We start from the raw sequence: 19,815 nt of genomic DNA, 5'->3' as shown, positions 1-19,815 counted from the left end.
TCTGAAAATATTATCAAATACATAAAAAACTCAGCCCATATTCATTATTTCTCGCTTCAGAAAATAACGAATTTGGGCTGAGATTAGCTACCAATTATTTTAAGAAATTTTAGCAACAATTGCTTTTACATATTGTAAAAACGTGCTACGAACTTGGTCAGTTGTTTCAATTACTTCTGTATGAGAAAGTGGTTGGTCGAGAATCCCCGCCGCCATATTCGTAATACAAGAAATACCAAGCACTCGTAATCCAGCGTGGTTAGCAACGATTACTTCTGGCACTGTCGACATTCCAACAGCATCTGCTCCAAGTGTTCTCATCATTTGAATTTCAGCAGGTGTTTCGTATGTTGGACCGCTAAATCCAGCATATACACCTTCACGAATCGTTAAATTAAGTTCTTGTGCAATTAATCTAGCATCGACACGTAACGCCAAGTTATAAGCTTCAGACATATCTGGGAAACGAGGGCCAAAATGTTCGTCATTTGGCCCAATAAGTGGATTAGTACCAGTAAAGTTAATATGGTCAGAAATTAACATTAAGTCTCCAGCAGAATACAGTTCGTTTACGCCACCAGCAGCATTAGTAACGATAAGTAATTCAACACCTAATTCTTTCATTACACGAACCGGGAAAGTAACATCTTGCATGGAATATCCTTCATAAAAATGGAAACGACCTTGCATTGCTACTACTTCTTTTCCTTCTAATTCACCAAAAACGAATTGCCCTGCATGACCTTCAACTGTAGAAACAGGAAAGTGTGGAATCTCGCTGTATGATAGTTTTGTTGGATTGTTTACTTCATCTGCTAATACACCTAGACCCGATCCAAGAATTAAACCAACCGTTGGCGCCCCAGTGTAATTTTCTCTAATTTTCGCAACAGCTTCATTTACTTTTTCTAAACTCATTGTTGTTCCTCCTCTTTCCTATTTCAAATCTTTTAAGAAGCTTTTTCCGTATTCAGGCATTTTTACATCAAAATTGTCCGCTACTGTTGCACCAAGATCAGCAAAAGTTTGGCGTAATTCTAATTCAGAACCGCCGTTTTTAAAGCGCGGAGAGTATACAAGTAAAGGTACAAATTCACGAGTGTGGTCTGTTCCAGTGTATGTTGGGTCATTTCCGTGATCGGCTGTAATAATCAAAAGATCGTCATCGGTTAATTTCTCCATCACTTCTACTAAGCGACCATCAAAATCAACAAGTGCGTCCGCATAACCTTGAGGATCGCGACGGTGACCAAATAGTGCATCAAAGTCAACTAAATTAAGGAAACTCATACCATTAAAATCTTTATCTAACACATCGATAAATTGGTCCATTCCATCCATGTTTGATTTTGTACGGATAGATTCAGTTACACCTTCTCCGTCAAAAATGTCCGAAATTTTACCAATCGCAATCACATCTTTCCCACCATCTTTTAAAGCATCCATTACTGTTGGTTTAAAAGGTTTTAGGGCATAATCGTGACGGTTTGGAGTTCTGACAAACGCGCCAGGTTCACCAACAAATGGACGAGCAATAATGCGACCAAGCATATACGGATCGTCTAATGTAATTTCACGACAGAATTCACAGATTTCATATAGCTCTTCTAATGGAACAACATCTTCATGCGCAGCGATTTGTAATACAGAGTCAGCAGAAGTGTACACAATTAGCGCACCTGTTTTCACATGTTCTTCCCCAAGTTCCGCCATAATTTCTGTACCACTAGCTGGCTTGTTGCCGATTACTTTACGGCCAGTTTTTGCTTCAATTTGGTTAATTAAATCATCTGGAAATCCATCAGGAAACACACGGAAAGGCGTATCAATATAAAGTCCCATAATTTCCCAGTGACCTGTCATTGTATCTTTTCCATTAGAAGCCTCTTGCATTTTTGTATAATAAGCAAGTGGTTTTTCAGCTTTTTCAATTCCTTCGATTTCACGGATATTGGATAATCCTAATTTGCCCATTTCAGGCATTTTTAAGCCGCCAACGTGTTTTGCAATATGACCAAATGTATCCACATCGAAGTCACCAAATTTAGCAGCATCTGGTGCTTCCCCAATACCAACTGAATCCATTACAATAACATGTACTCGTTTAAATTTATCTGGCATATTTACTCATCCTTTTCAACTTTATTTTTTAAGCGCGCGGGTGAAATTGTTTGTAAACATCTTTAAGCCGCAGTTTTGTTACATGGGTATAAATTTGTGTGGTGGAGATGTCGGCGTGGCCAAGAAGCTCTTGCACCGACCTTAAATCAGCCCCGTTTTCAAGTAAATGAGTAGCAAATGAATGACGCAATGTATGCGGTGTAATCGGCTTTTCGATGCCCGACTCCTTCGCGATTCCTTTTAAAATTTTCCAGAATCCTTGTCTTGTCAGTCCTTGCCCGTGGTGATTTAAGAACACAAAATCATTCCGGTATTTCGGTCTTCTAAGTTTAGGTCTTGCTTCTTCTAAATATTGTTCCAACACAGTGGTTGCTGTTTTTCCAAGCGGGATAATTCGTTCTTTATCACCTTTACCAATCGTTTGAATAAAGCCCATTTGAAGATGTAAATCATCCATTTTAAGCTTTACAAGTTCGGTTACACGAAGCCCCGTCGCGTATAAAATTTCTAGCATCGCTTGGTCTCTGAGTCCGAGCGGAGTGCTAGTATCTGATGAACTAAGTAATTTTTCTACATCATCTATGTTTAAAACTTTTGGTAGGCTTTGCGCTTGTTTTGGCGTTTCAATTTGAATCATTGGATCGTGCGACATTTTTCCATCATGCATTAAATAATGAAAAAAAGATCGCAATGAAGCAATATATCGTGCTACGCTTCTTGGTGATTTTCCTTCTTTTCTAGCAAATGCCATGAATCCAACTATATCGTTTCGTTCGAGTGTATCCGGGTCCGTTAAAGTTCTAGAGGTATCCATGTATGAAACAAAATAGTGTAAATCTCGTTCGTAAGCTTTTATTGTATTCGCGGATAAGCCTTTCTCTACAATTAAAAAGTGTAAAAAATCATCAATCAAATCATTCATAAGCATTTCCTCCACAAATCCTATTCTACCATGTTCCTTCCTCAGTGAAAACGTTTAAGCGATGAAAAAAACTTATAATACTTTTCGCACAATTCAGTCCATCTTTTTTGCCAATAAAAAAAGTTTGAGATATATAATCCCAAACTCAACTATTATTTTTTTTAGATTTTTGTCTGCAATCTGCGCAAATCCCTTGGAAAGTTAAACGATGATCTTTTACAAGGAAATTCCATTTTGATTCCACGATTTTTTCTACATCTTCTAGTAAATCTTCTTGAATTTCTTCCACAGATCCACATTCCAAACAAACAAGATGATGATGGAAATGTTTGGCGCCTTCTTGTCTCAAGTCATAACGAGATACACCGTCACCAAAATTAATTTTATCTACCACGCGTAGTTCTGTTAAAAGCTCCAACGTTCTGTAAACTGTTGCTAGGCCAGTGTCAGGCGCAATATCTTTCACACGCAAGAAAACTTCCTCAGCACTTAAATGATCTTTTTCATTTTCCAGTAAAACGCGAACAGTAGCTTCTCGCTGTGGGGTTAATTTATAACTAGCATCATGAAGTTGTGCTTTAATGCGTCCAATACGACCTTCCATTATGGTTCCTCCCTTAGTTGCGATAACAAGTTGTCGTTCTAAATTATCATCATTATCATTTAACAATAAATACAGTTTATAATAATTATAATTAAAATGCAAGTTCAAAATCCACTTATCACTTTAAAAATGGCACCTAGACAATTCCTATTCCTTATGTTTACTAAGATAGCACAAAAGCAATAGGCTGTCTACAATGATTATCAATTACTAGTTAATTTCTCGTTATTAATAATAATTATTATTTAGCTTTAGCAAGAAGAAACAAGAAGTACGGGGCTCCAATGATTGCGACAACAATTCCCGCAAAGATTTCGGAAGGTTGAATAATCAAGCGGCCAATCGTATCAGCGAGTAGTAACAATAGCCCCCCTGATAAAGCCGCCGTAACCATTACCCAACGATGCGCTGAGCCAACAAGTTTTCTAGCAATGTGAGGGCCTATTAAACCAATAAATGCAATCCCGCCGCTAACAGAGACACAAGCGGCTGCTAAACCAACCGCTACTATTAATAGAACAAATTTTTCGCGTTCCACTCGGACACCTAGCCCGGTTGCCACTTGATCGCCAAATGACAGCACATCGAGCGTTTTTACTTTCATAAAAGCAATCGCTCCGAGCACAATCAACCACGGCAAAAGCGCATAAACATATTGCCAACTCGAAGCCCAGATATTTCCAGCCATCCATTCAGCATAACGCTGGTAATTTTGCGGATCAAGTCGAACAGTCAAGAGCGTAATCAAAGCAGCAATCGCAGCTGCAACAGCAATCCCTGTAAGTAACAAACGATTAGGAAGTAACCCCTCACTCCTACTATAAGAAAGCCCATATACAACAAATGCCGTTAAAATAGCTCCGACAAATCCAATAAATGGCATAAATAAAACCGGTACATCCATTGTTGAGGGAAAGAAGGAAATATAAAGCATAACTGCCAAACCTGCTCCGTTATTAATCCCAAGAATCCCCGGATCAGCCAGCCCATTTCCAGAAATACCTTGTAAAATCGTTCCCGAAACCGCAAGCCCAGCACCAACTAAAAGCGCAATAACAATACGCGGCAACCGAAATTCCGAGACAATCAGTTGCGTTCCCGCATCCGCCATTCCAAAGAAAGACTTAATCACTTCTATAAAAGGTAATTTCGAATACCCAGCATTGACACTATATGTAAATGTACAAAATATAAGCACACTTAAAATAATTAACGTCCAAATACGCCGCGATTTCTTTCGTTTTTCAGCAACAGTCATATACATTATAAGTTCCTCCTTTCTTTACGAGCTACATATAGGAAGAAAGGAACCCCAATTAATGCAAAAATAACACTAATTGGCGTTTCGTACGGAGGATTAATCGTTCGGGCAACAATATCTGCCGCTAAAGTCAAAAACGCCCCAACTACAGCCGAACAAGGAATAATAAAGCGATAATCCACCCCGACTAAAAAACGTACCAAATGCGGCACAATCAATCCGATAAAGCCAACCGGACCAACAACTGAAACTGCAAGTCCTGCTAAAATTAAAACAACTACCATCGAAGCTATTTTAACAAAAGTCGTTTTTTCGCCAAGGCCAACTGCAATATCATCACCTAAACTTAAAATCGTAATTGATTTGCTTAATAAAATTGCCGCAATAAGCGCACCGAGTAACCACGGCCAAATTGCCGCAAGCTGACTCCATTTCACACCAGCGACGCCTCCCGCATACCAAAACGCCAAATCTTGACTCAGCTGAAAATAGATCGCAAGCCCTTCACTAAGCGCCGTAAGAAGCGAACTCACCGCTGCCCCCGCAAGTACTAATCGTGTAGGAGACATCGCACTTCCAGCAATGGAACTTACTCCAAAAACCAAGAACGCTCCAATCGCTGCACCAACAAAAGAAAATATAATTAGCGAGTTATAACTAAGCCATGGCATAAAAGCAAAACACACAGCTACCATAAACGTCGATCCAGCATTCAGTCCAAGCAAACCAGAATCAGCCAGTGGATTGCGCGTAATCCCTTGCATAATTGCTCCTGCCACCGCAAAAGCTGCTCCAATCGCCATATCAGCTATCACACGAGGAACTCGCAAACTCCGAATAATCTGATGCTGAGTGTCCGAACTATTATAATGAAAAAGCGCGTCCCAAACCGTGCTCAAATTAATATTAGCCGCTCCTACTGCAATCCCGAATAACGCTAGAATAAGAAGCAACAAAATCCCACCCGAAAGTATGAATATAGCAACAGTCGGTCTTGTATTCATTTTTATCTGTTTTGACTTATCCATCTGTACATGTTCCTTCCATCTAAATTATCCGCTCATTTTTAGTGATAATAATTATCAATCGCAAAGAAAATTATATCAATATCATTCACTAAGCGCAATCTTTAGTTGGATTCAAGTAACTTCTCGACAATAATATCCAACTGCCCTTCTACTGCTAAAGGATCATAATAAAACATCGTGTCAAAATCCATTTGATAGACATTTCCCGCTTTAAATGTCGGTAAATTTTTCCAAATTGGTGAGTTGGTTAAATCTTTTAAAGTTTTCTCTCCGTCTTTAGCACTTCCAGAAGAAGTATTTGTCACAAACATTCTATCCGCTGCAAACTCAGGTAATACTTCTAATGAAATTTTTTGCCAGTCTTGTCCGTCCAATACATCCGTTTGAATTTTAGCTGGTGCTTTCAGTTGTAAGGCATTATAAATCGCTTGACCTCCGCGCCCCATATTTTGCCCCATTACATAAAAATCTTTATCTTGAACTTCATAAATGCCCACCGTTTCATTCGGCTTTAATTTTCCTGCTAATTTTTCTCTACTTTCCTTCGCTTTTTGATGAAATTTATCTAGCCAAGCTTCTCCAGCTTTCTTTTCACCAACTAAATCTGCAATTTGGCGCACATCTTCTTCCACATTTTTAGAAGTCGCGTACGGGATTAACACAGTTGGCGCAATTTTGGACATTTTTTCATATTCATCTTCTTTGGAAACAACAATTAAATCTGGTTTTAATTCTGCCACTTTTTCTGCTGAAACTGGATCACCAATATCTGTAATTCCTTCCACTTTTCCTTTCAAAAACGGATTTTCGATTTGTTTCGCTCTAGCCCCAACCGGCTTTATCCCAAGCAAAACAAGATTTCCTAGATATTCCGATGCCACAATGCGTTTCGGATGTGCCGGAATTTCTACTTTCTTCCCATTTGCCATTGTATATGTACGCATTTCAACCTTGTCATTTCCTGCCGTTTTATCATCTCCACAAGCAGCTAAAACTACTGTAGTTAAAAGCATTAATACGAGTAAACTTAAACCTTTTTTCAAATGAACCCCTCCTGTAAATGATAACAATTCTCAGTTAGTATAGCAACTTTGTTCTTAAAGTGCAAATCCTCTCTGACAAAGTATCACTTGCATCTTTAACGTAAAAACTCTATACTTAACCATTGAGAATGATTATCACCTTAACTTTAAATTGGAGCGATGAAAATGAAAGACCTTCATACAGATAACTTACAAATTTCATACGACAAACGAATCATTGTTGATGGTTTAGATATAGCCATTCCTGCTAATAAGATAACTGCCTTAGTTGGGGCAAATGGTTCCGGGAAATCAACTATTTTAAAGACGATGTCCCGCTTGATGAAACCTAGCAAAGGCGCTGTTTATTTAGACGGCAAGAAAATTCATAATGAACCGACACGAGAAATTGCCAAACAATTAGCTATTTTGCCACAAAATCCTTCAGCACCTGATGGTTTGACGGTGTTTGAATTAATTTCTTATGGCCGCTCTCCGCATCAAAGCAGTTTTAAATCAATTACCGCAAAAGATCGGGAAATTATTTTCTGGTCATTGCGTGTAACGAATTTAACTGAATTTGCGGACCGACCGATTGACAGTTTATCAGGCGGACAACGCCAACGTGCTTGGATAGCAATGTCGCTCGCGCAAGAAACAGACGTACTATTCCTCGATGAACCGACAACCTTTTTAGACATGACTCACCAACTAGACGTCCTTAACCTACTCAAACAATTAAATCACTCAGAAAACCGTACAATCGTGATGGTTGTTCATGATTTAAATCACGCATCTCGTTACGCTCATCATATGATTGCTATTAAAGAAGGAAAAGTAGTTGCAGAAGGTTCGCCAGTTAACGTAATGACTGAAAAAACGTTAGAAGACGTATTTAATATTAAAGCCGATATTTTAATTGACCCACGCAGCGGTGTCCCTCTTTGTCTCCCATACGAAACTTGCAACGGGTGCGAAATTGTAAAGGAGCTTGATTCCATTGCCAAATGAAGTGTATGATGTAACGATTATTGGCGGCGGTCCAATTGGGCTATTTTCCGCTTTTTATAGTGGTTTACGTTCCATGAAAACAAAAATTATTGATGCTGAACCAGATGTTGGTGGCAAAGTCCGCTACTTTTTCCCGGAAAAAATCATTCGAGATATTGGCGGAATTCCAGCTATTACTGGAGCTAATCTCGTTGCCAATTTAAAAGAGCAAGCAGAAACCTTTCACCCTACTATTGTATGTAATGAACGAGTAGTTGATGTAACTAAACTAACTGATGGCGTGTTTCAACTAACTTCACATAATGGCAGTATTCATTTTTCTAAAACGGTTGTTATCGCAACAGGAAGCGGCACTTTTGAAGTCAATAAATTAGAAGCGATGCATGTGGACGATTTCCCGCTAGCCATCAATTATGACGTTAAAAACCTTGAGCAATTTCGTGACAAAATCGTTACGGTTTCTGGTGGCGGAAATTCCGCTATTGACTGGGCGCAAACACTTGAACCAATTGCAAAAAAAGTGCATCTAATATATCGTGGCGAAGATTTTAAAGCGCATGAAGAAAGTGTTCGTGAACTTAAAAATTCCCGCGTTGAAATTCATATCCATCATGAAATCAAGGAATTAATCGGAGCAAATAATCAACTAGCAAGTATAAAAATTTGCTGTAACCAGACACAAGTTACTAAAACGATTGAAACAGAAGCACTTTTTATTAATCACGGTGTCAAAGTTGACCTTGGAACGATGGCTGAATGGGGCTTTGAACTAGCAGATTTCGGTATTGTTGTTGATGACGAAATGAAAACGACTGTACCAGGTATTTTTGCTTGTGGAGATAGCGCGACCTATTCACGAAAAATCCGCATTATCGCAGCTGGATTACATGAAGGTCCTATTGCGATTAATAGCGCCAAAAAATATTTAGAACCTACCGCAAGAGACGAAGCAATGATTAGTACCCATCACGAAAGCTTTATTGGTTAAAAAAGGATTCGGGCTCACTCGCCCGAATCCTTTTTTTCTTCACATATACCAAATTCGACAATTCGCATCATTTCCGTAAAATCATTGGCAAGTGGAATAAAATCTTCCATCGTCGCATTCGGATGTCTTTGCAAAAACACCGTACTTTTCTCTGTAATATGCTGAAAAAGTGCTTCCATCACTTTTCGCGCCGCATCCATGTTCACATCTTTTTTTAACTGCATTTCGTTTAAAACTTGATTCATTTGCGCTTCAGACCGCTCAATTGCCTTATCGAAAAAGCCATCTAATTTACCTTTCAATTCTGGCGGTGGATTTCCGTAAGCTTGCATAATCAAACCAAAAATCGCAGGATATTTACGATTAAAATCCAGTTTCATTTTCGTCGACCAAATCGCCATCTCGACAAAATCACTCCATCGTTTCTCTTCCAAACTAACCTCATTCGTCGCAAAATCAACCGCGTAAGACACTGCTGCAATATAAAGTTTTTCTTTAGAGCCAAAATAATGAAAAATAAGCCCTTTGGAAACGCCCGCTTTTGCACAAATTTTATTAGTACTAGCTGCCTGATAGCCTTTTTCTGTAAATTCTTCCATCGCCGCTTCTAAAATTTTTAGTCGTTTTTCATCCATTATACTTTCAAATCCTTTTTCTTATAAAGAACAAAAGTAGCTGCTACCGCCACAATAATCACCGCGCAGGAAATTAGTGCATTCGTTCCAGTAATCCCTTTATCCATAATTTCTGATGGAATCGCATAATTGATTGGCGAAAAGTATTTGAAAAAGTCAACATTATCATTTAACCCGGCCATTATACCTAAAATATAAGTTAAGAAAACAAGAGCAAGAGCGACGGGAGAAGCTTGTTTAGCGGAACGTAACACTGCTGACACCATAAAGCCCACACTCATAAATACAGCTGCAACAAGTAACTCACTTGAAAACACTCGAACAAGCTCCATCACTAAATTCCCGCTATCTACCCCACTTGGTTTTAAAACAAGAACGAGCACAACAGAAGCCACAAACGTAATCAACCAAAAAGCCACGAAAGATAATAAATTCCCAACCATTTTCCAAAACACAAGACTAGCCCGAGTAATCGGCTGGGCATATAAAAATTCAATTGTGCCATCTGTTTCTTCTTTTATTAAAGCCTGTGCACCAATCAATGCTGCATATACGCATGCCGCAATAAAAATATACTGAAAAACATACGCAAAATAAGCATCAATATTCGTTAAATCCGCCATTGAATCCATATGCAAAATTTTCATCATATCTTGCGGAAGTGCATTCATCTTCGTATTCACTAAATCTTGCATACCGCTACTTTGCATACTAGGGAAGAAAGCCATAAACACACCTAAAATCACAATTACTACAACGGACCAAACAACAAGGCTTTTTATTCTTGTTTTCCATTCAATGTGTAAGATGTTCATTTGATTTCTCCCCCTTCATATAGTGTCATAAATTTATCTTCTAATTCCTGATTTGTAATCGTTAAATCCGTAATTTCTTTTTCCTGTAATAGTGGCAAAATTGTTTTAATATCATCATCAAAAATAAGTCGTGCTTTGCCTGTTTCATTTTCGATAATTCTTGCACCCGCATTCGTTAATTTTTCAAGGGGCAAATTCGTCCCTTTGAGTGCAATCACTTTGCCAGTCATTTGCTGATTGGCAATATCTTCCACCGCGATAATGTTCCCGTTTCGAATAAAAGCGGCTCTCGTGCAGTATTCTTGAACCTCACGTAAATTATGACTTGAAAGAAAAATCGTCATCCCCTCTTTATTCCGCTCGGTCATTTCTTTAAATAAATAATGTTGCATCAAAGGATCAAGGCCGTTCGTTGGTTCATCCAAAATGAATAATTGCGGTTCGGTAATAAGTCCAGCAACAATCGCTACTTTCTTCTTATTTCCAAGCGACATTTCACCAAAGCGTTTTTTCGGATCAATCGAAAACATTTCATAATATCTATTCATTTTTTGTGTTGCATTTTTGATTTGATGGAATTTAGCAGCATAGTGGATAATATCATTTGCAGTCATTTGTGGATAATAGCGAACTTCACTAGGGACATATCCGACCATTTTCTTAATCTCTGCTGACTGTTTCACTACATCTTTTCCGAGAACCGTGGCACTTCCGCTCGTTGCATAAATAAAATTCAATAAGACTTTGATAGTTGTTGATTTCCCAGCTCCATTTGGACCGATAAAACCGTATAATTCGCCTTCATTTACCGACAAATTCACATTTTCAATTGCTCGTTTTTTATGATAATTTTTTGTGAGTGATTCCACCTTAATTGCTTCCATGTTCTCTCCTCCACCTTTTTATTGACCACTTAGTCAACTTGAGTATAACCACTTTTGACCAGGTAGTCAATCAAAAACTATAATCAATAATAGTATCCAAATTACTGTTTTTCATGCTATCTAAAGTCTTTAAAATTCCACTTTTAGCTTGATAATACTAATTTCAATAATCGCTTTATTATGGATAGAATAACTAGGTTCCAGGTGATATAGTATAAGTACGTAAGCAAGTTTATGGTGGTGGCTAGCTCTTTCAACAAGAAAGGGGGATGCCTATGACTTTTTTGTTAGGAACTCCTGGAAAAGATAACCCATGACCGTTTATGAAGCACTCTCTTTTGCAGTTGCTTTTACAACTTTAGTGTTGTTACTAAACAGTCAAAATAACACAAAAAAATAACCACTCATAAACTTTGGCGAGTTTAGTGGTTATTTTTATACCATATTAGACTAGCTGCCACCTTAAATGGGGCTTACATTTGAGGGTCATGTTCTTGCATGGCTCTCTTTTCATGTTTATGATAACATATTTCCATTCTTTATGCCAAGTATTCCCAAAGAAGTTTTTCATCCGGTTTATTCGTTTTCTTCTATTAATAGTTGTAATTTCCAGTACTGTATCGCGTACATTGTTTTTGCGTCATGGATGAATTGTTGTGCTATTAACTGTTCTGCTTCTTCCATCGTTACTTTGACTAAATTAATAAATTCATCTGCATCTTGTGCTAGAGGGTGTTCCATTTTCCGAAGATCCCGTGCTACATAAATATGTAAAAGTTCACTAGCAAACCCAGGTGATGTATAAAAAGAAGTGAGATATGTTAAATCATCGGACTGAAAACCAGTTTCTTCTTCTAGTTCCCGTTTTGCGGTCACGAGCGGATCTTCCCCCGGCTCCATTTTACCGGCTGGAATTTCGATAATGTTTTTTTCGAGTGGCTTTCGGAATTGTTCTACTAAGTACATTCTTCCATCTGCTGAAAAAGGTATAATTGCCACAGCTCCGGGATGCTTGACGATTTCGCGCTTGCTCTTTTCCCCATTCGGCAACTCCACATCATCTACTTGCAATTCAATAACATTTCCACTAAAAATCTTTTCTGTATGAAGCGTTTTTTCCTCTAGTGAGTCCATTTCTGCCACCTACTTCTCGTTTTTTTTCATTATAACATAACTAAGTCCGAGTTTAATTTACATCGCACGACTGATAACATCTGTTTTCTAAATATGGTATGATAAGAACAAATAAAGGACACTTTCTAAAATATAAAAACCATGCTACTTGCTTAGTGCTCACATACTAAATATACTTAAATGGTAGTTACATTCCATCAATCTTTATTTTTAGAAAAATATACTATTAAGAAAAAGCGGACCTTTTAAACAGGTACTTAAAGGAGAAGATGTATAATGACCGTTTTTAAAAAGATATTAGCATTCACAGGTTCTATTTTACTTGTCATTATTTTGGGTGGTATTCTTACTTCACTTATCCATAGTGGCTTGGTAATTGCAACAATTGTTATCGCTGTTGCAGCTATCCTATTTTTCTTTTCATCTAAAGCTGGAGACCGGGCGCAAATGATTGCAACTGGATTAACCAAGAAAGAATATAAATATATTCGTACTAACTTAGAAGAAGCTCGTGTGAAAATTATCCGCCTTCAAAAAATTATGACACAAAACAAAGCGCTATATTCTTTCCAAGAGCGCAACAAAACACTTTTACTTACTAAAAGAATTTACGGCATTGTAAAAGAAGAACCTAAACGTTTTTATGAAGCAGAAGATTTCTTTTTCTCTCATCTTGACTCTTTAGTAGAGCTCACCGAAAAATATGCTTTCTTAGAAAAACAACCTGTAAAAGACAAGAAAATTTATCAAACTCTTTCTGATACACGCACGCTTTTAAATGATTTAAGTCGTGTTATTGAAAAGGATTTATTTACACTTTTGAATCAAGATGTAAACAATCTCGATTTTGAATTAGAAGTAGCGAAAAACTCCATTTCCAAACAGAAAAAGAAATTCGAAAGGGGTACAAAAGATGACCGAGAACAAGCCAAGTGAAGAAACAAATGAATTAAAAGATTTAGTAGTGGAGAAAGAGTTTAACCAAACATTAGATGATCTTCTAGCTAACCCATTCGGATCAGACGGCGAATCAGCTGCAAGTATCGTAAATAACGAAACAGATGCGGCTCCCCGCCTAGTTGATATGCTTACAGAAACAAATAAAAAACAAGCGTTAGAGTTATCCAAACAAATCGAACCTGGAAATCAAGCAGCGATTCTTGGTTACGGAGCACCTGCCCAAGCTAAATTGCATGACTTTTCTCACTCGATGTTAGCTCATGTGCAAAAGCAAGATGTTGGACCAATTGGCGATATTATTAGTGATTTAATGTTCCGCTTGCAAGAAGCGGATCCAGATGAACTAGCTGCTCGCAACAAAAACGTCTTCACAAAAATGTTCCACCGAGTTAAACAATCCATCAATGAAATTACTTCTAAATATCAAAAAATTGGTACCCAAATTGACCGCATCGCGTTGAAACTGGAACATTCCAAAAAGCGTTTAATGGAAGATAACTCTTTCCTAGAACAGCTTTATGATAAAAATAAAGATTACTTCCAAGCACTTAACATTTACATTGCTGCTGGAGAATTAAAATTAGAAGAAATTAATACAAAAATGCTCCCAGAACTTCGCAAAAAAGCAGAACAAACTGGCGATCAAATGGATTATCAAGAAGTAAATGATTTAACACAATTTGCGGATCGACTTGATAAGCGTGTATATGATTTACGCTTAAGTCGTCAAATCACTATCCAACAAGCGCCGCAAATACGTTTAATCCAAAATACAAACCAAGCACTCGCTGAAAAAATTCAGTCTTCCATTATGACTGCCATTCCGCTTTGGAAAAACCAAGTAGCCATCGCGCTTACGTTGCTTCGTCAACAACAAGCCGTAGCCGCTCAACGCCAAGTTTCTGAAACAACGAACGAACTTCTAAAACGAAATGCCGATATGCTAAAAACAAACGCGATCGAAACAGCGCGTGAAAATGAAAGAGGTATCGTGGACATCGAAACACTTAAAGAAACACAGTCCAGCTTAATTGAAACCTTGCAAGAAACACTTAAAATCCAACAAGAAGGCCGTGCTAAACGTGCCGTAGCTGAGAAAGAGCTAGTTACAATGGAGCAAGAACTGAAAGAACGTTTACTGGAAATGAAATAATCAAAAAGGCTAGCACCTAAATCGTGCTAGCCTTTTTTTAAAGTCCTTCTAAACGTAAATTTTCAAAGTAAACAGGTTTTAAATTGGTTACGGTAAGTCCAATCAAACGAATACTATCCTGACCAGTATAGCTTTCTCTTAAAAGAAGGGCTGCCGCTTGATAAATTTGGTTTGCATCATTGGTATATTCGTTTAAAGTAAGGCGCTTAGTAATGGTTGTAAAGTCACTGTAGCGTAGTTTTAGTACTACCGTTTTGCCATGTTTTTGTAATTTGATAAGCCGTTCTTCTACTTTTTTGGCAAATTGCATGAGGCTTTGTTCGAGAATTCGACTATCTAAGACGTTAAATTCAAAAGTCGTTTCTTTGCCTACTGATTTGCGATCACGATGCGGATTCACAATGTTATTCGAACGACCTCGAACATGTCGATACAACTGATAGCCATGCTTATGCAATTCACGAATAAGGTCCCATTCGCTCCACTTCTTCAAATCTGCTCCAGTTTCTATTCCAAGGCGATGTAATTTTTCCGCTGTCACTTTCCCTACCCCATAAAATTTGGTTACAGGAATTTGTTCTAAAAAGGCTTCTGCTTCTTCAGGTGCAACCACGGTAATCCCAGCAGGTTTCTTAAAATCAGAAGCGATTTTTGCGATAAATTTATTAAATGATACGCCGGCAGAAGCAGTTAGACCAAGCTCGCGGTAAATCGTCTGCTGGATTTCACGTGCAACCATTGTGGCGGATTTCATTCCTTTTTTATTTTCAGTTACATCCAAATAAGCTTCATCTAAAGAGAGTGGTTCGATAATATCCGTATATCTGGAAAAGATTTCGCGGATTTGATTAGAAACCTCTACATAATGAGCCATATTGCCGTGAATAAAAATACCGTTCGGGCAAAGTTTAGCGGCTTGTCTGGCGGGCATAGCTGAATGCACACCGAATTTGCGCGCTTCATAAGAACAAGTCGCAACAACTCCACGTTTATTAGGATCCCCACCAATAATAAGTGGCTTTCCTCGGAACTCAGGATGGTCGCGTTGTTCTACAGATGCATAAAAAGCGTCCATATCAATATGAATAATTTTTCTACTCGTATCCATAACTGCATCTCCCTTAAAACGAACAAGCGTTCTTATTCAATTATAAAGGTTAAACTCATTAATTACAAGAAAAAAATACCCTATTTTCATAAGGTATTTTCTTCTGATTTATTTCTTTAAAAATGCCCCTTTACCGAAGAATTCGATAACTTGTGGCATTACTTGATAAAGTCGTGTCGCAATATTCATTACAAAAGGTAAATTGATTTCGCGGCGCTTAGTTCCCATAATTTGCACTGTTTTACGCGCAACCTTTTCTGGCTGTAACACTAATTTGCCAACTGTTTCTAAATAGTTCCCTGATTTATCCGCTACATCGAAAAAGTTTGTAGCAATTGGGCCAGGATTGATCGTTGTAACATGGATTTTGTCTGGCATTAGTTCTAAACGAAGTGCATTAGAAAAACCTAAAACCGCATATTTCGTTGCTGAGTAAACAGTTGATTTTGGTGTAGCTATTTTAGCAGCTTGGGAAGCAATATTAATAATATGTCCTGCTTTGCGTGCTTGCATTTGCGGTAAAATCAGTTGTGTGAGTTGAATTAAGCCCAGTACATTCGTATCAAACATTTTTTCAATTGTCTCAAATGGAATATCTACCGCGTTTTCAAATAAACCAAAACCTGCACAGTTGACTAATACGTCGATTTGATACGAAGCATTTATCTCTGCGCTGACTTGTTTCACTTGCTCGAAATCCGTCATATCTAAAGTAAAATAAGTCGCTTCTACTGAAAAATTATCATGTATATCTTTTTGTAAATCTAGTAATTTTTCCGTACTTCTGGCTGTTATAATAACATTGCCACCGGACGCAGCAACTTGTCTTGCAATTTCAGCGCCAAGACCGTTAGAAGCCCCGGTAATTAATACCGTTTTATTCTTCAAAAAAGGGTTCATTTTGTCACTCTCCTACTTGAAAAACAGCTAAGTCATAAGCTATTTCAGTATTTTCAAAAACAGTTTTTGCTTCTATTAATAGTTCTTTACTTGCATCTCGATCATATCTTGAGCTGATATGGGTTAAAATTAATTTTTTGACATTGGCAGCTTTAGCAAGGTTTGCCGCTTGAAGCGTTGTCGAATGCATATATTCTCCTGCCATTTTTGCTTTATCACCTTCAAATGTTGCTTCATGAACCAAAATATCGGCGTTCATTGCTAATTCTAGTTCGCTAACAGTTTCTTTTGTATCACCAAAAATACTAATAATCTTCCCTTTTTGTGGCTCACCGATATAATTTTTACCATCGATTACGCGTCCATCAGCTAATGTTACGATTTCGCCGTTTTTTAGCTTTTGAAAAACTGGTCCCGCTTCGACGCCGTCCGCCTTTAGTTTTTCAGCATTAAGTGCGCCCTGTTTATCTTTTTCAACAATGCGGTAACCAAAACTGCGTACGCCGTGGTCAAGATCGTCAGCTGTAACTAGAAACATCTCATCTTCAAAAATCACACCTGGCTCTATTTCTTCAAAATTGATTTTATATGTAAGCCTTGTTCCACTGAGTCTTAAGGAAGTTTCGACATATTCGGCTATTCCAGCTGGGCCATAAATAGTCAAATCGGAATCTCCACCTTGAAAAGAACGGCTACTTAATAAGCCTGGCAGTCCAAAAATATGGTCTCCGTGCATGTGAGTAATAAATATTTTTTCTAGCTTGCTAAGTTTGATATGGCTTCGCAAAACTTGATGTTGGGTTGCTTCCCCGCAATCAAAAAGCCAAATTGCATTTCGTTCATTTAACATTGAAAGTGCGATGGATGTGACATTACGGCCTCGCGACGGTACGCCTGCTCCAGTTCCTAAAAAAACAAGTTCCATTTTGTTCCATTCCCTTCCCAGTTCGTGTCTTATTTTATCACATTCTTAATCGAACAGGAAATAAACATTTTCATGCTAAAAACCCTTATAATTCAGAAATAACTGTCAAATTAAAAAAATATTCGAACCAAACAGTTGCACAAATGCTTCTTTATGGATAAAATAGTATGGACTAATGAGGAAAATTAATAGCTCATTTAATAAGGCCTTTTTTTGTGGGGTTCTTTTCAAACTAAGAAATCTTTTTCTTAGCAGTTAATTTTTTGCCATTAAGAGAATAAGAAAGAGGGTAAATGACGTATGACAGATGAGTTAGAACAAAAAGCACTGATTACTATTTTTGGCGGTACGGGAGATTTGGCAAATCGCAAACTTTACCCTTCGCTATATCATTTGTACAGTAAGGGATCTCTTGGCGACAATTTTGCTGTAATTGGAACGGCTCGTCGTGAATGGAGTAACGATTTCTTCCGTGATAAAGTAAAAGAGTCTATCAAAGACATTGACGGTTCCGAAAAAGACGCGGATGCATTTGCTTCTCATTTCTACTATCAATCCCATGATGTAACAAATAAAGAATCTTATGTAACTTTAAAAGATTTGTCTGATGAATTAGACGCTAAATATGAATTAGGTGGTAATCGCCTTTTCTATCTTGCAATGGCACCGAACTTCTTTGGAACGATTGCTAGCCGCATTAAATCTGAAGGTTTTGTAGACACAGACGGTTTCCATCGTTTAATTATCGAAAAACCATTTGGTCATGATTTAGCTAGTGCGGAAGAATTAAATAATTCGCTTCGTCAAGCTTTCAAGGAAGATGAAATTTATCGTATTGACCATTATTTAGGAAAAGAAATGATCCAAAATATCTCGGTTATTCGTTTTGCCAATTCTATCATTGAATCGCTTTGGAATAATCGTTACATTGATAACATTCAAGTTACTTTGACAGAAGTGCTCGGCGTTGAAGACCGAGGACGTTATTATGACGAAAGTGGCGCATTACGAGACATGGTTCAAAACCATATTCTCCAAATCGTTTCTTTACTTGCGATGGAGCCGCCAATTAACTTAACGACACGCGAGATTCGTCATGAAAAAGTTCGCGCGCTTCGTTCGTTACGCGTTTTTGAAGGTAAAGAAGTTCACCAAAACTTTATTCGTGGTCAATACGGGCCTGGTGAAGTAGGTGGCAAAGAACTTAAAGGCTATCGTCAAGAAGATAATGTGGATCCTCATTCCAATACGGAAACATTCGTTGCAGCTAAACTTGAAATCGATAACTTCCGCTGGGCTGGTGTTCCATTTTATATCCGTACTGGTAAACGTCTTGCGAAGAAAACAACCCAAATTGCTATTCAGTTCAAAGATGTGCCACTGAATTTATTCGGGCAACAACAATCGCTTGGTGGTAACGTACTTGTTATTCATATCCAACCGGACGAAGGTATTACACTTCATTTGAATGTAAAAGAACCTGGTCAAGGAATGGTTACAATGCCAGTTAACTTAAATTACATTCATTCTTCTCCAGATGGTATGAATACACCTGAAGCTTATGAAAAATTAATTTTAGACTGCCTACGCGGTGATGCAACTTACTTCTCTCACTGGGATGAAGTATCGCTATCATGGAACTTTATCGACCATGTGGCAGATGTTTGGACAAATACTAAAGACCACTTCCCTAACTACAAATCCGGTTCGATGGGTCCAAAAGAAGCAGACGACCTTATCCAACGTGACGGATTCCAGTGGTTCCCAATCGATTAATCAAAAAACCAGAAATATGGCTATTTTAGCCTGTTTCTGGTTTTCTTTGTTTACTTGCAAAAACCCCTATGCATGTTAGAATAGAGAGGAAAACTAACTAGTTAAAGGAGCTCATATAATGGCTGAAAATATTGATGACTACCTAGAAAAAGGCATGTATGGGGCAAAAGAAATTAATCCCGCTGAGAAGAAAAAATATTTAGGAACATACCGCGAACGCGTATTAGTCGCGCTCACAAAAGAAGAAGTTTTAACCCAAGAGTATCTTCCAGAACTAGAAAAAGCAATACTAGAAAACAGTGACTCGAAGCTTTTGTTAAATGGATTACTGCACTATAATTCTCTGCGCCCTTACATTAAGCTAGCGGAAAAATGTAAACATGAATTTTCTATCGTCAGTCGTTTAGAAGGTGAAACAGATATTTATCTCGTCCTTGCCTGTCAAAAAGCGGTCAATAAAGAAGATATTCATTTGTATAAGGAAGAACAGGAAAACGCCGAAGAAGAACCTACCTCGTTACTAGAGAAGGTTCGTAAACTGTTTAATTAAGTTCTTCCGTGTAAACAT

Annotated in this window: 20 protein-coding genes; 6 read left to right on the top strand and 14 right to left on the bottom strand. The window is 37.9% G+C overall.

The annotated features are described in order from the left end of the window. Positions 1 to 99 precede the first annotated feature (99 nt). The 7 genes from AC4PG0_RS09005 to AC4PG0_RS08975 all read right to left on the bottom strand — a co-directional run bounded on the left by AC4PG0_RS09005 (position 100) and on the right by AC4PG0_RS08975 (position 6,979). Positions 100 to 918 carry a purine-nucleoside phosphorylase gene (locus AC4PG0_RS09005; protein ID WP_003763157.1) on the bottom strand — a complete coding sequence of 273 codons (819 nt, stop codon included), beginning with the start codon at positions 916 to 918 and terminating at the stop codon, positions 100 to 102. Positions 919 to 936: 18 nt separating this feature from the next. Continuing rightward, positions 937 to 2,121: a phosphopentomutase gene (gene deoB, locus AC4PG0_RS09000; RefSeq protein WP_003767605.1), complete on the bottom strand. Its 1,185-nt coding sequence runs from the start codon at positions 2,119 to 2,121 to the stop codon at positions 937 to 939. A 28-nt stretch (positions 2,122 to 2,149) separates the two neighbouring features. Beyond that, entirely contained in the window at positions 2,150 to 3,043 is an 894-nt protein-coding gene (gene xerD, locus AC4PG0_RS08995) for a site-specific tyrosine recombinase XerD (protein ID WP_492167631.1), read from the bottom strand. Between the two features lie 145 nt (positions 3,044 to 3,188). Next, on the bottom strand, positions 3,189 to 3,647 hold the full coding sequence (gene fur / locus AC4PG0_RS08990) for a ferric iron uptake transcriptional regulator (protein WP_010991735.1): 459 nt from the start codon (positions 3,645 to 3,647) through the stop codon (positions 3,189 to 3,191). 241 nt (positions 3,648 to 3,888) lie between these two features. Continuing rightward, positions 3,889 to 4,911: a FecCD family ABC transporter permease gene (locus AC4PG0_RS08985; RefSeq protein ID WP_003763165.1), complete on the bottom strand. Its 1,023-nt coding sequence runs from the start codon at positions 4,909 to 4,911 to the stop codon at positions 3,889 to 3,891. Further along, positions 4,911 to 5,936 (bottom strand): FecCD family ABC transporter permease, encoded by a 1,026-nt coding sequence (locus tag AC4PG0_RS08980; protein ID WP_003767609.1) that lies wholly within the window; start codon positions 5,934 to 5,936, stop codon positions 4,911 to 4,913. The genes AC4PG0_RS08985 and AC4PG0_RS08980 overlap by 1 nt, the downstream gene beginning before the upstream one ends. 101 nt (positions 5,937 to 6,037) lie before the next feature. Continuing rightward, positions 6,038 to 6,979 (bottom strand): iron-hydroxamate ABC transporter substrate-binding protein, encoded by a 942-nt coding sequence (locus AC4PG0_RS08975; RefSeq protein ID WP_492167630.1) that lies wholly within the window; start codon positions 6,977 to 6,979, stop codon positions 6,038 to 6,040. A gap of 165 nt (positions 6,980 to 7,144) precedes the next feature. On the opposite strand from AC4PG0_RS08975, the gene AC4PG0_RS08970 reads away from it, so the two are divergent. Beyond that, the gene (locus AC4PG0_RS08970) at positions 7,145 to 7,969 is read left to right on the top strand and encodes an ABC transporter ATP-binding protein (RefSeq protein ID WP_492167629.1); all 825 of its coding nucleotides are present in this window, start codon (positions 7,145 to 7,147) and stop codon (positions 7,967 to 7,969) included. Beyond that, positions 7,959 to 8,957: an NAD(P)/FAD-dependent oxidoreductase gene (locus tag AC4PG0_RS08965; protein WP_010991739.1), complete on the top strand. Its 999-nt coding sequence runs from the start codon at positions 7,959 to 7,961 to the stop codon at positions 8,955 to 8,957. The genes AC4PG0_RS08970 and AC4PG0_RS08965 overlap by 11 nt, the downstream gene beginning before the upstream one ends. A 14-nt stretch (positions 8,958 to 8,971) precedes the next feature. On the opposite strand, the gene timR is transcribed toward AC4PG0_RS08965, so the two are convergent. The 4 genes from timR to AC4PG0_RS08945 all read right to left on the bottom strand — a co-directional run bounded on the left by timR (position 8,972) and on the right by AC4PG0_RS08945 (position 12,425). Continuing rightward, complete coding sequence (gene timR, locus AC4PG0_RS08960; protein ID WP_003769488.1) at positions 8,972 to 9,592, bottom strand: macrodiolide transporter TimAB transcriptional regulator TimA; 621 nt, start codon at positions 9,590 to 9,592, stop codon at positions 8,972 to 8,974. Further along, positions 9,592 to 10,407 (bottom strand): macrodiolide ABC transporter permease TimB, encoded by an 816-nt coding sequence (timB, locus tag AC4PG0_RS08955; RefSeq protein ID WP_010991740.1) that lies wholly within the window; start codon positions 10,405 to 10,407, stop codon positions 9,592 to 9,594. The genes timR and timB overlap by 1 nt, the downstream gene beginning before the upstream one ends. Beyond that, positions 10,404 to 11,291: a macrodiolide ABC transporter ATP-binding protein TimA gene (gene timA, locus AC4PG0_RS08950; RefSeq protein ID WP_003763173.1), complete on the bottom strand. Its 888-nt coding sequence runs from the start codon at positions 11,289 to 11,291 to the stop codon at positions 10,404 to 10,406. Before timA ends, timB begins: the two co-directional genes overlap by 4 nt. 576 nt (positions 11,292 to 11,867) lie before the next feature. Next, positions 11,868 to 12,425: an NUDIX hydrolase gene (locus tag AC4PG0_RS08945; protein ID WP_010991741.1), complete on the bottom strand. Its 558-nt coding sequence runs from the start codon at positions 12,423 to 12,425 to the stop codon at positions 11,868 to 11,870. Positions 12,426 to 12,701: 276 nt separating this feature from the next. Here AC4PG0_RS08945 and AC4PG0_RS08940 point away from each other — a divergent pair, with 276 nt between their 5' ends. Beyond that, positions 12,702 to 13,361, top strand: coding sequence for a 5-bromo-4-chloroindolyl phosphate hydrolysis family protein (locus AC4PG0_RS08940; RefSeq protein WP_003763175.1), 660 nt, complete (start codon positions 12,702 to 12,704; stop codon positions 13,359 to 13,361). After that, a complete protein-coding gene (locus AC4PG0_RS08935) occupies positions 13,339 to 14,538 on the top strand; it encodes a toxic anion resistance protein (RefSeq protein ID WP_003769495.1) in 1,200 nt (399 codons plus the stop codon). The genes AC4PG0_RS08940 and AC4PG0_RS08935 overlap by 23 nt, the downstream gene beginning before the upstream one ends. 37 nt (positions 14,539 to 14,575) lie before the next feature. On the opposite strand, the gene dinB is transcribed toward AC4PG0_RS08935, so the two are convergent. The 3 genes from dinB to rnz form a co-directional block, all read right to left on the bottom strand. After that, a complete protein-coding gene (gene dinB, locus AC4PG0_RS08930; RefSeq protein ID WP_492167628.1) occupies positions 14,576 to 15,646 on the bottom strand; it encodes a DNA polymerase IV in 1,071 nt (356 codons plus the stop codon). A 108-nt stretch (positions 15,647 to 15,754) separates the two neighbouring features. Continuing rightward, complete coding sequence (locus tag AC4PG0_RS08925) at positions 15,755 to 16,546, bottom strand: SDR family NAD(P)-dependent oxidoreductase (RefSeq protein WP_003763179.1); 792 nt, start codon at positions 16,544 to 16,546, stop codon at positions 15,755 to 15,757. A gap of 4 nt (positions 16,547 to 16,550) precedes the next feature. Next, positions 16,551 to 17,471, bottom strand: a complete 921-nt coding sequence (gene rnz, locus AC4PG0_RS08920; RefSeq protein ID WP_003769501.1) for a ribonuclease Z — start codon at positions 17,469 to 17,471, stop codon at positions 16,551 to 16,553. A gap of 300 nt (positions 17,472 to 17,771) precedes the next feature. Here rnz and zwf point away from each other — a divergent pair, with 300 nt between their 5' ends. Both zwf and AC4PG0_RS08910 read left to right on the top strand, forming a co-directional pair. After that, positions 17,772 to 19,247, top strand: coding sequence for a glucose-6-phosphate dehydrogenase (gene zwf / locus AC4PG0_RS08915; RefSeq protein WP_003767646.1), 1,476 nt, complete (start codon positions 17,772 to 17,774; stop codon positions 19,245 to 19,247). A gap of 118 nt (positions 19,248 to 19,365) precedes the next feature. Then, positions 19,366 to 19,797, top strand: a complete 432-nt coding sequence (locus tag AC4PG0_RS08910; protein ID WP_003767647.1) for a YueI family protein — start codon at positions 19,366 to 19,368, stop codon at positions 19,795 to 19,797. Positions 19,798 to 19,815 lie beyond the last annotated feature (18 nt).

The organism is Listeria sp. MAN/IMW/UF464 (genome assembly GCF_058683955.1).
The sequence above is the reverse complement of the archived record's forward strand: the minus strand, read 5'-3'. Positions and strand labels throughout refer to the sequence as shown.

What these genes read in the sequence shown, in the direction of transcription:
- AC4PG0_RS09005 (WP_003763157.1), bottom strand. Translation starts at nt 918, where the DNA reads ATGAGTTTAGAAAAAGTAAATGAAGCTGTTGCGAAAATTAGAGAAAAT.
- AC4PG0_RS08940 (WP_003763175.1), top strand. Translation starts at nt 12,702, where the DNA reads ATGACCGTTTTTAAAAAGATATTAGCATTCACAGGTTCTATTTTACTT.
- AC4PG0_RS08910 (WP_003767647.1), top strand. Translation starts at nt 19,366, where the DNA reads ATGGCTGAAAATATTGATGACTACCTAGAAAAAGGCATGTATGGGGCA.
- fur (WP_010991735.1), bottom strand. Translation starts at nt 3,647, where the DNA reads ATGGAAGGTCGTATTGGACGCATTAAAGCACAACTTCATGATGCTAGT.
- timA (WP_003763173.1), bottom strand. Translation starts at nt 11,291, where the DNA reads ATGGAAGCAATTAAGGTGGAATCACTCACAAAAAATTATCATAAAAAA.
- AC4PG0_RS08980 (WP_003767609.1), bottom strand. Translation starts at nt 5,936, where the DNA reads ATGGATAAGTCAAAACAGATAAAAATGAATACAAGACCGACTGTTGCT.
- deoB (WP_003767605.1), bottom strand. Translation starts at nt 2,121, where the DNA reads ATGCCAGATAAATTTAAACGAGTACATGTTATTGTAATGGATTCAGTT.
- AC4PG0_RS08970 (WP_492167629.1), top strand. Translation starts at nt 7,145, where the DNA reads ATGAAAGACCTTCATACAGATAACTTACAAATTTCATACGACAAACGA.
- AC4PG0_RS08945 (WP_010991741.1), bottom strand. Translation starts at nt 12,425, where the DNA reads ATGGACTCACTAGAGGAAAAAACGCTTCATACAGAAAAGATTTTTAGT.
- zwf (WP_003767646.1), top strand. Translation starts at nt 17,772, where the DNA reads ATGACAGATGAGTTAGAACAAAAAGCACTGATTACTATTTTTGGCGGT.
- xerD (WP_492167631.1), bottom strand. Translation starts at nt 3,043, where the DNA reads ATGAATGATTTGATTGATGATTTTTTACACTTTTTAATTGTAGAGAAA.
- AC4PG0_RS08985 (WP_003763165.1), bottom strand. Translation starts at nt 4,911, where the DNA reads ATGTATATGACTGTTGCTGAAAAACGAAAGAAATCGCGGCGTATTTGG.
- AC4PG0_RS08935 (WP_003769495.1), top strand. Translation starts at nt 13,339, where the DNA reads ATGACCGAGAACAAGCCAAGTGAAGAAACAAATGAATTAAAAGATTTA.
- AC4PG0_RS08925 (WP_003763179.1), bottom strand. Translation starts at nt 16,546, where the DNA reads ATGAACCCTTTTTTGAAGAATAAAACGGTATTAATTACCGGGGCTTCT.
- timB (WP_010991740.1), bottom strand. Translation starts at nt 10,407, where the DNA reads ATGAACATCTTACACATTGAATGGAAAACAAGAATAAAAAGCCTTGTT.
- rnz (WP_003769501.1), bottom strand. Translation starts at nt 17,471, where the DNA reads ATGGAACTTGTTTTTTTAGGAACTGGAGCAGGCGTACCGTCGCGAGGC.
- timR (WP_003769488.1), bottom strand. Translation starts at nt 9,592, where the DNA reads ATGGATGAAAAACGACTAAAAATTTTAGAAGCGGCGATGGAAGAATTT.
- dinB (WP_492167628.1), bottom strand. Translation starts at nt 15,646, where the DNA reads ATGGATACGAGTAGAAAAATTATTCATATTGATATGGACGCTTTTTAT.